The 13,326-nt window shown below is 62.2% G+C and carries 11 protein-coding genes and 1 pseudogene; 8 read left to right on the top strand and 4 right to left on the bottom strand.

Translation table 11 applies throughout. The annotated features are described in order from the left end of the window. Positions 1-24 precede the first annotated feature (24 nt). The 3 genes from BLU18_RS01590 to BLU18_RS01580 all read right to left on the bottom strand — a co-directional run bounded on the left by BLU18_RS01590 (position 25) and on the right by BLU18_RS01580 (position 2,555). Complete coding sequence (locus tag BLU18_RS01590) at positions 25-225, bottom strand: hypothetical protein (RefSeq protein WP_092630445.1); 201 nt, start codon at positions 223-225, stop codon at positions 25-27. Then, positions 222-1,781, bottom strand: coding sequence for a TrkH family potassium uptake protein (locus tag BLU18_RS01585; RefSeq protein ID WP_092630442.1), 1,560 nt, complete (start codon positions 1,779-1,781; stop codon positions 222-224). Before BLU18_RS01585 ends, BLU18_RS01590 begins: the two co-directional genes overlap by 4 nt. A gap of 87 nt (positions 1,782-1,868) precedes the next feature. After that, entirely contained in the window at positions 1,869-2,555 is a 687-nt protein-coding gene (locus BLU18_RS01580; protein ID WP_092630438.1) for a potassium channel family protein, read from the bottom strand. Between the two features lie 329 nt (positions 2,556-2,884). Between BLU18_RS01580 and BLU18_RS01575 the strand changes: the two genes are divergently transcribed. From BLU18_RS01575 to BLU18_RS01565, 3 genes are all read left to right on the top strand, one after another. Continuing rightward, on the top strand, positions 2,885-3,187 hold the full coding sequence (locus tag BLU18_RS01575) for a hypothetical protein (RefSeq protein ID WP_092630432.1): 303 nt from the start codon (positions 2,885-2,887) through the stop codon (positions 3,185-3,187). A gap of 70 nt (positions 3,188-3,257) precedes the next feature. Next, on the top strand, positions 3,258-4,016 hold the full coding sequence (locus tag BLU18_RS01570; RefSeq protein ID WP_092630430.1) for an Lrp/AsnC family transcriptional regulator: 759 nt from the start codon (positions 3,258-3,260) through the stop codon (positions 4,014-4,016). A 382-nt stretch (positions 4,017-4,398) separates the two neighbouring features. Next, positions 4,399-5,556 carry an AI-2E family transporter gene (locus BLU18_RS01565; RefSeq protein WP_092630427.1) on the top strand — a complete coding sequence of 386 codons (1,158 nt, stop codon included), beginning with the start codon at positions 4,399-4,401 and terminating at the stop codon, positions 5,554-5,556. Between the two features lie 112 nt (positions 5,557-5,668). On the opposite strand, the gene BLU18_RS01560 is transcribed toward BLU18_RS01565, so the two are convergent. Further along, positions 5,669-6,577: an ADP-ribosylglycohydrolase family protein gene (locus BLU18_RS01560; protein ID WP_092630424.1), complete on the bottom strand. Its 909-nt coding sequence runs from the start codon at positions 6,575-6,577 to the stop codon at positions 5,669-5,671. A gap of 149 nt (positions 6,578-6,726) precedes the next feature. Between BLU18_RS01560 and BLU18_RS15085 the strand changes: the two are divergent. The 5 genes and pseudogenes from BLU18_RS15085 to BLU18_RS01540 all read left to right on the top strand — a co-directional run. Further along, positions 6,727-6,882: pseudogene (locus tag BLU18_RS15085) on the top strand (HNH endonuclease); the annotation flags it as partial. 222 nt (positions 6,883-7,104) lie between these two features. Beyond that, positions 7,105-7,398, top strand: coding sequence for a hypothetical protein (locus BLU18_RS15080; protein ID WP_245697928.1), 294 nt, complete (start codon positions 7,105-7,107; stop codon positions 7,396-7,398). 149 nt (positions 7,399-7,547) lie between these two features. After that, positions 7,548-10,133, top strand: coding sequence for a PD-(D/E)XK nuclease family protein (locus BLU18_RS01550; RefSeq protein ID WP_092630418.1), 2,586 nt, complete (start codon positions 7,548-7,550; stop codon positions 10,131-10,133). After that, positions 10,130-12,997 (top strand): UvrD-helicase domain-containing protein, encoded by a 2,868-nt coding sequence (locus BLU18_RS01545; protein WP_092630414.1) that lies wholly within the window; start codon positions 10,130-10,132, stop codon positions 12,995-12,997. Before BLU18_RS01550 ends, BLU18_RS01545 begins: the two co-directional genes overlap by 4 nt. After that, positions 12,997-13,326, top strand: coding sequence for a hypothetical protein (locus BLU18_RS01540; RefSeq protein ID WP_143025209.1), 330 nt, complete (start codon positions 12,997-12,999; stop codon positions 13,324-13,326). The genes BLU18_RS01545 and BLU18_RS01540 overlap by 1 nt, the downstream gene beginning before the upstream one ends.

The following is a 13,326-nucleotide window of genomic DNA, read 5'->3' as shown; positions in this document are numbered from 1 at the left end:
AGTTTGGCCGAGCGTCGAGTCAGGTCACCGGACCGCCTTCGCGCACGTGTGCGAGAGGAACGCGACGATGTAGCCCGCGGCGAGTGCGATAGTCGCCGGAGACCGCCCGAACGCGGCAATCAGCGCGATGACGGCCGGGCCGACGACGAGGAGGCCGTCGAAGACTCGGTCGTCTGCCCCGCTCTCGAGTATCTGTTCCAGCAGCGGCAGTCGCGCGGGCGTCATCGGTACACCCCACCTCGCGTGAAGGCGGCGCGAAGCAACACCAGGACGGGGATGATCTCCAATCGACCGATCCACATGTTGAACAGGAACATTACTTTCCCGAGTGCGGGCATCGCGGGGCCGGTGATACCGACGGAGAGACCGACGTTCCCTTGTGCGCTCGCCACCTCGAAGAGCACGTTCTCCAGCGTGTACTCGTCCGGTGGCAGGATGAACAGGAGGACGAACACGCCCAGACCGAGGAAGGCCACCCAGAGAAAGGAGATGATTGCCGCTTCCTCGAACTCCCGGTTGGCCGCCTCGTCGGCCAGCCGACGGTCGTCGATTTCGAGTCGTCGGACGGCAGTATCGGGGTAGAACACGTCGGTGATGCGGTAGCTGACGCCCTTGATGAGCGTCGCCAGCCGAACGAGTTTGATACCGCCGACGGTCGACCCGGCGGCCGCCCCGACGACCATCCCGACGGTGACGGTGAGTTGTGCCGCAGTGGGCCACCGGCCAAGGGCGACGTTGGTCGCATCGACGGCCGTCTGAAATCCGGTGCAGGACATCGCCGAGACGAACTGGAAGGCGCTGTACCGAACGGCAGCGAACGCCGAGTCGTACGTCCCCGCGTCGTACACGATCGTCGAGAGGAAGAGCGAGCCACCGACGAAGAAACCAATCACCCATCGCGTCTGGAGATCCGTGTACAGGTTCTTCAGGTCGCCCTGGAGCATGAGATAGTGAATCGGGAAGGCAATGCTGCCGAGGGTCATGATCGGGAGAAGAGCGACGTCGATGGCGACGCTGTCGTATGTCGCGATGGAGTTGTCCGTGATGGAGAATCCGCCCGTTGCCAGCCCCGTCATGGCGTGGTTGATTGCGCCCCAGAGGGGCATCCCGGCTAGCCACAACAGGAGAATCGCGAGGAAGGTAAACAGGATGAAGATCCACCAGATGGTCCGCACCGTCGAGACGACGCTGGGGTGGATTTTCTCGGAACGCGCTTCGCTCTCGTACAGCGTCAGCGACCCGCTGCCGGGACGGGAGAGAATCGCCGTCGTGAGTACGATAACGCCGACGCCCCCGACCCACTCGATGAACGTTCGCCACCACTGGAGTGTGTGCGGGAGCGCCGCCTCATCGTCCGTCATCGTCAGTCCGGTGCCGGTGAAGCCACTCATCGACTCGAAGAGCGCGTTGAGCGGGTCACGAAAGGCGCCAACGGTCGCGGCCGCCCGACCGGTCAGGGTCGGCGTCTCGAGCAGTACGGGGTCGAGGGCAATCGTCCACGCGACCAGGAGGAACGGGAGGGAACCGAAGAGCGCGACGAACAGCCATCCCGTCGCAGCGACCATCAGTCCGTGGAGCTTCGACGGGTCGTCGGCGTCACGGAAGCGATACGACAGCGATCGGCCGACTCCAAAGGCGAGTGCCGCCGAGACAAGCAACGCGGGAATCGCGTAGAATTCGCGCCAGACGAGGGGGGCGAGTATCGAGAGCACCATCATCCCCGCGAGCGCCTGTAGCATCCGCCCCAAGTCTCGGCCAATCGTCTCGAGGTCCTCGTTCATGGGTCGTCGACGTGCCGTCTCGCCCGAGACTGCCCGCACGGCCGCCGGCGCTCGCGTCGGCGACGTGCTGGGTGCGTCGTCATCTCATCACTCCGTCCGGTCCTCGTAGTGACCGAACACGTCGGTGACCTCCGGTTCGGCGCCGATACCGGAGTAGACCGTCAGGAGGTCGCCGACCTCGATTTCGGTGTCGCCGCGGGGTGTGATTGGCTGTCCCGCGCCTTCACGGTCGATGGCGACGACGAGGATATCGGCCGAGAGCAACCCCACTTCCGCGGCTTCGTTCAGCGTCTTGCCGGCGATGGGCGCGTCCCCGGTGACGGTGATCTCGAACACCTCCGCCTCCTCACCGATGCGCATGTAATCGACGATTGCCGGTCGCGCGACGGCGCGGTACAGGTACTCGGCGATGAGCTGCTGGGGGTTCTCCATCGTGTTCACCCCAATCTGCTCGAAGAGGCTCATGTGCTCGGGGTTGTGGACCACCGAGAGGATGGCGGGGATGCCGAACTCCTGGGAGAGCAGGCAGACCATGACGTTGATGGCGTCTTGGTCGGTCGTCGAGATGATGGCGTCCGCCTGTTCGGCGCCCGCATCTTCGAGGGTGCCCTTCGTCGTCGCGTCGGCGTTCAGGACCAGACAGTCGTACGCCCCGGCGACCCGGTCGGCCTTCCCCGAATCCGTCTCGACGACCACGACCTCGTTGCCGGAACGGGTCGCGATGTCGATTAACGGGGTGCCGATGTCGCCCGCGCCGACGATGATGATGTACATCCTTGCGGAGCGATTTCGGACAATATCGGTTATATCTTCTGAATCCACACCTCACTTAAGTATTAGAATTCTCGAAGCGAATTATATTGCCCCACTTACCGGAGGGTCGACTACGTATCGGAAATCGACCGTCGATCAAAATTCCGCAGGTCCGCACGCGCGGACCGTTACGGACTCACCCCAACTACCCAACACGAACGGATGTACTTAGTTATTCCGAAAATAAGGGGTTCTAAATTTCTCTTACGATAAAATAGGTGCATTATATTTATCAATCCGTAACGTATTGGGAGATTTACGGTTCCCGCGAGACGCGAGAGCCACCATCTATGGCTGATGACAACCCGCATCCCGTTCCGGACGACGAAGAGACGCCAACGGTCGACGCTGCCCGTACCGTGAAGCAGTACTTCGAGTCGCCAGCGTCGGTGAGCGAGGACCGCGTTCGAGACGTTCTGCAGGACATCACTCGGGGGACGATTACCGACGTTCGGCCCCGAGACACGGAGTTCGTCGTCGACATCGAGACGGCCGAAGGTGACCCGACGCGGCAGAGTTTCACCGTGCGCCCCACGACGAACGCCGACGGGGACCCAGAGCTCGTCTGGTCGTACATCGGTGCCACCGACTGACGACGCCGACTGACCAGTTGGACCCCATAACCCGCACGGATTATGTCCGTGGGTGAGAAAGGGGAAGGGTATGGACTATCGCGTCGACGAAATCGACAAGCGGATACTCTACTATCTGACGGCCGACGCTCGCAACACGTCGGCACCGATGATCGCCGACGAGATGGACGTGAGCGCGGGGACGATTCGGAACCGTATCGGCCAGCTCGAAGAACACGGATTGATCACGGGCTATCACGCCGATGTCGACTACGAACGCGTCGAGGACCGACTGGTGAACCTCTATATCTGTACTGCACCCGTCTCCGAGCGCGGGCGACTGGCCAAACGAGCGCTCGACATCACCGGCGTGGTGAACGTGCGACAGCTCATGGCGGGGAAGCGAAACCTGCATATCACCGGTATCGGGACCGACACGCAGTCACTCTCGCACATCGCCGGCGAGATTTCGAGTCTCGGCCTCGAAATCGAAGAGGAGAGCATCCTCCAGTGGGAGTCGACACAGCCCTACGAACCGTTCGGTCCGGAGGACGGCAGTATCGGCTCGTCAATCGCCGACTTCGTGAGCCTCACCGGCGGCGCCGAAGTGACGGAAGTCTCGGTGGGAGACGGCGCCGAAATCGCTGGTAAAACACTCTCTGAGGCCGATAACGAGGGAATACTGTCCGGCGACGTTCTGGTCGTCGGTATCGAACGCGACGACGAGGTGCTGACGCCGAAAGGCGACACCGAAATCCTGCCTGGCGACATCGTCACGCTCTTCTCGCCAGACCAGACGCCCCAGTCGATTCTCGACGTGTTCTCGGGGCCGACGGAACCCGTCGCCTGACCGGCGCTCGTTCGACACCGCGAGGGTAGCGGCGGTTGCTACTCCAGTTCGGACCAGGATGTCGGCCGACGGTGGATATAAACTGGTCTGCCGACGTGACCCGAGTCGTGTAGAATCCGCCACATGTCTTATCTGATTGCATCCCACATCGACTGACTGTGATGGGGTCACGTCCCGGTAGCCCGGTGGAATACCGATGTCGGGACGGCAGGACAGTCGTCGAGAGCCCACCTCGCGGACCGGGCTACGAAACCATATCGAACACGGGCTTCGAGGAGACGAATGGGTGCCGGGAGCGTATTCGCGAGGCCGTCGGACCGCCGGAACACCCGTCTCCATCGAGTGCGGCTAGGGCCGTCCAACACGACAAGAGGGCGTCAGCATGATTGACGAGATGGACTTCGAGCGTTCGCGAACACTCTGGTGGGCGCTCACTGTTGCACTCGGCGGAACACTCGGGGTGGTGCTGTACTCGTACGTCGGGACGTTCGTCTTCGGGTTATTCATCTACTACGCCGCCCGGCCCGTCTACCGTCGATTACGCCTCGTCGTCGAGCGTCCCGGGTTGGCTGCAGCAGGTGCGCTGTTCGCGTTCGAACTCCCGTTTCTCGCCGTGACTGGCTACCTGCTGTTTCTCGCCGTGAGGGAACTCGAGCGATACGCTGGAGCAGGTGCCCAAGTCGTCGCGTGGGTCTTACCGATTCCCACTACAGAACTGGAACGGGCGATAGACTCCCCGAGGACGTACGTTTCGTCGTTCGACGTTGCATCGCTCACCGAGGTTATCAGCACCGGCGGGGACGTCTTGGGACCAATCGCGACGTTCGTCCTGCACTTCTCGCTGGCCATCGCTCTGGCGTTCTACCTGCTCCGGGATGGTGATCGCATTGCGAACTGGTTCCACGACGAAGTGGGGCACGATTCGGCACTTTCGACCTATGCGTCGCTCGTCGACCGTGACTTTCAGGTAGTGTGTTTCGGGAACATCCGTACCGTGGTCGTCGTGGCGCTACTCGCCTTGGGTGTCTACAACGGACTCAACGTCCTCGCCCCGCCGGGACTGAAGATTCCCATTCCCAACGTCCTCGCCCTTCTGACGGGCGTGGCGACGCTCGTCCCCATCGTCGTGGGGAAAATCGTGTATATCCCGACGACAGCGTATCTCGCGGTGGTAGCGATAGAGTCGGACCCGCAAACACTCTGGTTTCCCATCGTCGTGGCTGTCGTTGCACTCCTCGTCCTCGACCTGTTCCCCATCATGGTCGTTCGGCCGGCCTTCGCCGGTCAGAGCACTCACAGGGGGGCGATGATGTTCTCGTATATCTTCGGCGGACTCCTGTTCAACTGGTACGGCGTCTTCTTGGGCCCGCTGTTGCTGATAGCGACCATCCATCTCGTCCGCGTGGGGCTCTCGGAACTCGCCCACGGCGACCATATCACCGCGGAGATAACGACTGCTCACGGACTCGGCTCGATGCCACGTCCCGACGGTGACCCACCAGACGAGACGACAGGAGACACGGATACCGCCGCCGAGTAGTGGTCACGTCGATTTCGTGATTGGTTTCGTGTGCTCAGTGACATACGCGGCACAGTCCCAGGAGGATGCGGATTCACGTCCGCCGTCCAGTCCCGATCAAAACGGGGACACACTACGCACTCTCTACGAGTTGCTCCGCCAGTGTTTCGAGTTCGTCAGCCTCGTCGATAGGGCGCAGCCAGCCGTCCGGAAGCGCCGCTGCACCGAACCGTGCCCCAGCGACCGCCCCCGCAATCGCACCAATCGTATCAGTATCACCACCACGATTCACGGCAGTCACAATCGCGTCCTCGGCACTCTCCGCGAATAGCCCGTCGTGGAGGGCCGTCTGCAGCGAGTGCACGACGTACCCAGACGTCTCCAGCGTCTCCGGTGCGTCCCCACCAGCGAGTGGTTCGAGCGCTGCTACGAGCTCGGCGGGCGCCTCCGAACCGACATCGTCAAGCGCATCCCGTAACGGGAAGTTCGCCCCGTCGAGTAGACCGGCTAGCGTGAGATTCAGTATCGCACAGCCGTACGTGCACCGCGGGTCAGCGTGCGTAATCTGAGAGGACTGCCGACTCACCGCCACGAGTCTAGGTCGGTCAGTTGCGTAGGGGATAGCGAGCGGCGCACACCGCATCACGCTCCCATTGCCTGCGTTCTGTCCCTCGAGACTGTCCTCCCAGACACGTTGACCGGCTTCGTCCCACTCGTCGCCCTGCTTGAGGCGACTGAGGGACCTCATCGTCATCCGCCCGATGTCGAACGGACCGCTGTCGAACCACGCGACGAACCGGTCAGCGATGTCCGTCGGGTCGAACTCCTGCCGTTCGACGAGGCTTCGCGCGATGCAGAGCGCTTGCTCGGTGTCGTCGGTGATCGTGCCCGCGGGCTGGTTCCACGTTCCGTGTCCGACCATCTCGTCGAGCCGTCCGTGTTCGGTCTCGATTGCCGCCGCCGACGAGAACTCGACTGGCCGACCAAGCGCATCCCCGCACGCTAGCCCGAGTAAAATTCCGCGGGCTCGATTCCGATTCATACGAGACACAACGACTACTTTCGGGAAAAGCGTGGGGTGGTAGGCACTCGTCAAATATTATTGACATCTCTAACCGAGGGAATTTTAGATATGGAAATTGAGCCTTCGACGACGAGCGTCGGAATTTCCAGTCTACGTGAGGACAAAGAATGGCGAGAGGAAACTACCCACCAGATTGGGACGAGCGACGACGACGCGTCTATCAGCGCGATAATTACACCTGTCAGTTATGTGGCAGAGGGGGTGGACCACACGGGAATCTCGAACTCCACGCACATCATCGGGTCCCGATATCCCAAGGTGGTTCGCACGACCTGTCGAATTTGACGACGCTGTGTCGAGAGTGCCACAATCGTCAGCACGACCACGATATAACTGAGTCACCCGGACCCAATCCCTCGGCAGGAGGTGGGGTTATCGAGATTGTGTTAGCTTTCACCCTCTATCATCTCGTCATCCCGGTAGGATTCGTGGTTGCCTACCTCTACGTTCTTAGTACGGTACTCGATACGGTGGGTGGTATTCATATGATTGTGACCATCGCAGCCATCGTCGCTGTCGGCGTAACTGGTGGTCTTATCGGATTGAATTGGCCAGCAGTCGTTGTGAAGGGATATGGTATCGTTATCGCGTCCACGCTACTCGTCTTTTACGTGGGCGGTCCGACAGGCATGGTCGAAGAGCTCGGTTCGATAGTCGCAGAACACTCGCTACTGGAAGTCGTGCTCGCAATCCCTTCGGTGATATTTGGACTTATGGGGCCGTTGTTAGTTATTCTGTTCATACCTGTCTTCAATCGCCTGAATTCACCGGACTCTTAGATTTTGGCTGCTCTCACGACGACCCGTACTCATCCACGACGTGGGACTGGTTCAAGCCGCGGGACTGGACGTTTATGATGCGGGTTTCGACGAATCACGACTTCGGTCCTCTATGAACCTTTATTACTCGACAGCTGACTCTATCCCCCGTGCCATTTCCCCGGGCCAAGCCGGTCGACGACCTGTACGAAGACATCGCCGAGTACGACCTCGTCGTCGTCCCGGACGCGCCGCTTGCCAGCGCGTTGAATCGTCGCCTCGACCGGCCACATCTCGGCGCGTTCGCGATTACGCCCCGCCGTCTCGCAGCGGGGCGCCGGGAAGAGGCCGAGGACCGCATCGCCTTCCTCGAACTCGTCGAAGAGACCGACATCGACTGGAAGCGCGGCGCCTACGCCATCGGGAACATCCTCCAGTGCTGGGAGCATCAGGGGCGACTCGACGCGATTCTCGACTACGACGCGTACGTCGACGACGCCACGCGCCAAGCGGTCGAGTACATCGCCGACCTGGAGACGACGTCGAGCCAACTCACCGAGTACCGCATCGACGACGACCAGGACGTGGCGGTCGTCGGCTACGACCAACTGACCCAGTTGGAACGCTCGATTCTCCCCGACGAGTACGACACGTACGACACCTTCGACGACCGAGCGTTCGACCGGCCACCGTTCCACATCTTCGACTCCTCGACGGCCATCGTCGACACCGTCGTCGATGCCGTCACGCGGGAGAACGCCGACGACGTCGCCGTGGTGCTTGACCAAGGAAGCGAATTCTCGGCACTCGTCGAGTCGGCGCTCGAAGCCGCCGATATCCCGTTCTACGGTGGGCCCGGATTCGTCGACGACCCCGACCACCGCGCGTTCGTCCAGTTGCTTCGCGCCGCACACGGGGGGACCGACACCCGTATCGGCGAGATACGGCCCCTCCTCGCACGACTCGACAGCGCGGTCGACGTCGAACACGACGAGAAGCGCCTCTACGAGCTCGACGACCCGGCACTCGACTGGGTCGTCGATTTCTGTGACCGGATTTCGGACCGTACGTTCACCGAGGCACTCGGCAGCTTCGAGGGCCGCACCGGCCGTCGGCTCGACGCGTTCCGTGACGAGCTCGAAACGCTCGGCATCGACGACACGCCAGCGACCGAACCCGCTGTCGACCGACTCGTGTTCTACCTCCAGAGCTACGAGGTTCCGGTCGACCGCGAGAACGAGGGCGTGCTACTGGCCGACGCGAAATCCGCCGCCTACGTCGACCGCCCGGTCGTCTTCTATCTGGGCCTAGATGAGGACTGGACTCATTCCGCTCCGCGCCGACCGTGGGTCGACCGAGATGCCCAGTACACCCGCAATATCCAGCAGTTCCAACTGCTCCTCCAGAGTGGGGCCACGCAATACTACCTCGTCCAGGACGCGAACGGCGGGTCGCCGGTGACGCCGTGTCTCTACTTCGAGGAACTGCTCGACGAGGAGTTCGAGCGCTTCAGCGACCTCGACTCCCAGACCCACTCCCGACGGTTCGACCGAACCGGCGAGGGCTTCGAGAAGAGACCGGTCGATGCCACCACCACCGAAGTGTCGGCGATTAGCCAGTCCAGCCTGAGTACCTACGTCAACTCGCCGCGAGACCACTTCTTCGGTCGACTCGTCGACGGCCCGGACAAGGACTACTTCCGGGAGGGGAACCTCTTCCACGACTTCGCCGAGTTCTACGTCACCCACCCCGAGTTCGTTGACGAGGCGGTCATCGACGACGCCGTCGAACACGTTCTCGACGAGACGCGGCCGTTCGTCCGGTCGGTCGACGAGGCGACGCGTCGCACGAAGTATCGCGCAGGCCTGGAGACCATCGTCGCGTTCTTCGAGGAGAACGCGCCGGTCGACGGCGAGTTCCTCACCGCCACGAGCGACTGGGGAACCAACGCCTTCGCCGAACGCTTCGACCGACCCGTCGACTCGCCAGTCACCGAACGGTGGTTCGAGAACGACGACCTGGGGGTCAAGGGCAAAATTGACCTGATTCACTCGCCGTCGCAGCTCGTCGACCACAAGAGCGGGCGTCGAAAGAGCGCGTCCCAAATCGTCACGAACTCGGCGCTCGACCCACCCAGCGATTCACCGAACTTCCAGGCGCTGCTGTATCTCACACACTGGCGCTCCCAGTACCCCGACCGGGAACTCGAGTTCACGTTCTTCCACTTCTTGGAGACACTCGACGACGTCGTCGCCGGCGAGGCCGACCTCGACGACACGCTGACGACCGTCTCGTACTACCCGGAGACGTTCGAGGCGTACGTCCGGTCCGAGGCCTTCTTCGACGAACTGGTCGAAGACGGCGCGAACAAGTGCCAGAAGACGCTCTCTCAGGTCGAGTACGAGGACTACGCCGAGGTGTTCGCCGAAACAGACCTGCCGGAGACGACCGACAGCGACGAACTCATCGACTCGGCGTTCGGGCAAACGCTCACCGCCCGGATGAAAGACTGCGTCGGCGACTACAAATACGTCGAACGGGGCTGCAAGCAAGCGATGCGACAACTGACGCGCGTTCGGGGACGGGCTTTCTTCGAGGACGACCTCGACGCGTTCGAGGTGTTCGTCGACGAACGTCTGGCCGAACTGAACCGCCGGCGTGCCGGCGAGGAACGCTTCCCAATCGATGGACTCGGCGGCGAACCGAACTACCGCTACGTGGACAACCGCGACCTGCTTCTGGAGGAAGACCGATGACCGACCTCGAACCGAACGACCAGCAACGGGAACTCATCGACAGCACCGACGGCCTCTACCTCGTCGACGCCGGCGCCGGGACGGGGAAGACGTTCACCGTGACGCGCCGCTACGCGAACATCGTCTCACAACCCGGCGTCGAACCGGACGACGTCCTGCTGGTGACGTTCACGAACAACGCGGCGGCCGAGATGAGAGAGCGCATCGTCGGCAACTGCCACTACGGGATGCGCGAACTCGCTGACGCCCCGATACAGACGTTCCACTCGCTGTGTCACGATCTCCTCGAAGAACACGGCCACGCCGCGCCGACCTACCTCGGCATCGACGACCGCATCACTGGGTCGACGCGTCTGGTCGAAGACGAACTCGTCGAGGAGGCGCTGTTCGGCGAATTCGTCGATCGGTTCAGCGACGACCACCCCGAGTACGACGACTTCTTCCGCGCGCTCTCCGACCCGACCGGATTGCTCGACCTCCTCAACCAACTGGCGGCCAAGGGCGTCTTCCCGGACGCCGAGGGCTGGTATCGCGACGGCGAGCGACACCTTGACGGCGACTTCGCGGCGTTCAAAGCACAGTTCGACGACCTGAACGAACCGCGCAACGACGGGCGCAAGCAGTCAGTCCTGCGGTCGAAACTCGGCCGCTACGGGCAGCACAAGTGCTACCTTCCGGACGCACCGGAGAAGTCGGATATCCGAGGCAGCGGCAAGCAAGTGCCAGACGAGCTCGCACGGCGTGTCTTCGAGGAGGACCGCGAAGCCCTGAAGGAGTTCGTTCACGACGTCTATCACGAGTATCTCCAGTTCGCGCTCCGGCGCAACTACCTGAACTTCGGGATGCTCCAGCTGTTCGCGTTCGTCCTCCTCTGTGAGAACCACGCACTGCGCGACGAGGTGGCCTTCGAGTACGTGATGATCGACGAGTTCCAGGATTCCAGCGAGATTCAGTTCAAGCTCGCACTCCTGCTCGCGGGCACGAACAACGTCTGCGTCGTCGGCGACTGGAAGCAGAGCATCTACAGCTTCCAGTACGCCGACGTGGACAACATCGTCGAGTTCGAGAGTCGGCTGGACCGGTTCGTCGACCAGCTGAACAGCGACCACGAGCGAATCACGTACCCGACGACACCGGTCAACACCATCAAGCTCGTCGAGAACTACCGTTCCACTCAAGAGATTCTCGACTTCTCGGAGCACGGCCTGCGGGTTCCGGCGGCGAACCGGGACGATGTCGACGTCGATGCCGTCGACGACCGCATCGTCTCGCTCGAATCGAACGCCGACCACGAGAACACCACCATCGAGGCCATCCAGAGCGACGAAGAGCAGGAAGCCGTGTTGGCGAAGATTCAGGACATCGTCGGCAACGACGACTACCGCGTCGAAGACGAGGACGGCGACCTACGGGCCCCGGAGTACGGCGATATCGCGGTGCTGACGCGGACCCGTGATTTCGGCCGCGAGTTGCTCGGGACCGCCGAGGAGTACGGCCTCCCGATGGCCTACGAGGGTGGTATCGAGCTCTTCAGGACGGACCAAGCGAAACTCCTGCTCGCTTGGCTCCGCATCCTCGAAGACGACGCCGACCGGGGCTGGGCGGTCGTCCTTGAGCGTGCGGGCTACACGCTCGACGAGGTGGACGCCATCCTCGACCGCGAGGCGTATCCCGAGAACGTGGTGGCGTTCCGCGAGGAACTTCGCGAGATGGACACGCTCGGCGGCGTCGCACGACGTGTGTTCGCTCGCTACGGCCACGACGGCCCGACCGCCGATGTCGTTTTGCACACGCTCCAGTCCGTCCACGACGCGACGACACAGACGCGTGGCGACCTCGTTCGGTTCGTCGAACGCGCTATCGAAGCGGGGAGCACCCACGAGGTGCACGCGGGTGCGGGGACGGACTCGGTGACGGTCCAGACGATTCACGCCACGAAGGGGCTCGAATACCCCATCGTCGTCCTCGCGAACATGAACAGCGGGCGGTTCCCACCCGGTGGGGGTGGCGGTGGCGACATCACCTACACCGACCCTGTCGGCCTCCGACAGCGGCACGTCTATTCCGCCGAGGCATACGGACTGCCACACGTCTACGACAACTGGCAGGCCGACGTCCTCCAGAAGTGTCTCCCCCGCAACTACGACGAGGAGCGCCGCCTCCTCTACGTCGCCATCACGCGGGCGAAGAGCCACGTCGTCTTCACGGCTGGCGAGGACCCGAACACCTTCGTCGAGGAACTCCCGGTCGACGTCGAGTCGGTGACGCCGGACCTGTCCGAGATAGCGTCCGACGAAACGGCACAGACCACATTCCAGATCGAGATGCCCGTTCGAGAGGGGCCGAGAGGACACACGCCGCACACGCTCATGCGCGACGACGTCTTCGAGGACGTCGAGGGTGGTCGCGGCACCGAGTTCGGGACCAAGGTCCACGACTTCGCCGAGGCGTATGCGGACGGTGAGGACGTGGCGCCACGGAACGATGACGAAGAGAACGTCGTGCAGTTCCTCGACGGCCTCGACGGAGAACTCCTCGTCGAGGAGGACGCCTACCTCCCACTCACCGTCGACGGCGAACGCGTCACTATCTCGGGCGTCGTCGACCTCGTTCACGTCACGCCGGACCGCGTCGAAATCGTCGACTACAAGACCGACCGCGGGCGGCACGGCGAAGACGAGTATCGCAAGCAGTTGAGCGTGTACTACCACGTCGTTCGCGAGGTGTATCCTGACCGGGAGATTACCGCAAGTATCCTGTATACGGCGCAAGGGACACGACGAACGGTCGAGCTCCTCGATATGAGTGAGATTCGGGCGCTCGTCAGGGACACGGGGACGTCGTCAGCAGACGTCGAGGAGTAGTGGATTCGTCGCAAGTACTGCTCCGGAAGCTATCGGCCGATAGAAGTGACACAACAGGATGGGTGCTGCAGTCGCCCGTTCGAACGGTGAACGAATCACCATTTAGGCGTGAGATGTCCGAAACGTCCTCGCCGCTCGAGGAAATAGCAGACATCAATAGGGAGTTGGTGAGGCGAGTTGCGACTGAGGACCGGAATACGAACCGTGACATCTACGACGCCCTCGAAGACGAGTACCTCACCAGCTCTTTCATCGGCGAATACATTCGAGCGTCTATGAATCCCCAGCGACCGATGCACGACTTACTTGAGCACCCCAGCGGGAGGTAA

The organism is Haloplanus vescus, from assembly GCF_900107665.1.
Classification (GTDB): domain Archaea; phylum Halobacteriota; class Halobacteria; order Halobacteriales; family Haloferacaceae; genus Haloplanus; species Haloplanus vescus.
The sequence above is the reverse complement of the archived record's forward strand: the minus strand, read 5'-3'. Positions and strand labels throughout refer to the sequence as shown.

Coding starts and splice junctions, on each gene's coding strand:
- BLU18_RS01565 (WP_092630427.1), top strand. CDS start 4,399: ATGATTGACGAGATGGACTTCGAGCGTTCGCGAACACTCTGGTGGGCG.
- BLU18_RS01570 (WP_092630430.1), top strand. CDS start 3,258: ATGGACTATCGCGTCGACGAAATCGACAAGCGGATACTCTACTATCTG.
- BLU18_RS01590 (WP_092630445.1), bottom strand. CDS start 225: ATGACGCCCGCGCGACTGCCGCTGCTGGAACAGATACTCGAGAGCGGG.
- BLU18_RS01580 (WP_092630438.1), bottom strand. CDS start 2,555: ATGTACATCATCATCGTCGGCGCGGGCGACATCGGCACCCCGTTAATC.
- BLU18_RS01545 (WP_092630414.1), top strand. CDS start 10,130: ATGACCGACCTCGAACCGAACGACCAGCAACGGGAACTCATCGACAGC.
- BLU18_RS01585 (WP_092630442.1), bottom strand. CDS start 1,781: ATGAACGAGGACCTCGAGACGATTGGCCGAGACTTGGGGCGGATGCTA.
- BLU18_RS01575 (WP_092630432.1), top strand. CDS start 2,885: ATGGCTGATGACAACCCGCATCCCGTTCCGGACGACGAAGAGACGCCA.
- BLU18_RS01560 (WP_092630424.1), bottom strand. CDS start 6,577: ATGAATCGGAATCGAGCCCGCGGAATTTTACTCGGGCTAGCGTGCGGG.
- BLU18_RS15080 (WP_245697928.1), top strand. CDS start 7,105: ATGATTGTGACCATCGCAGCCATCGTCGCTGTCGGCGTAACTGGTGGT.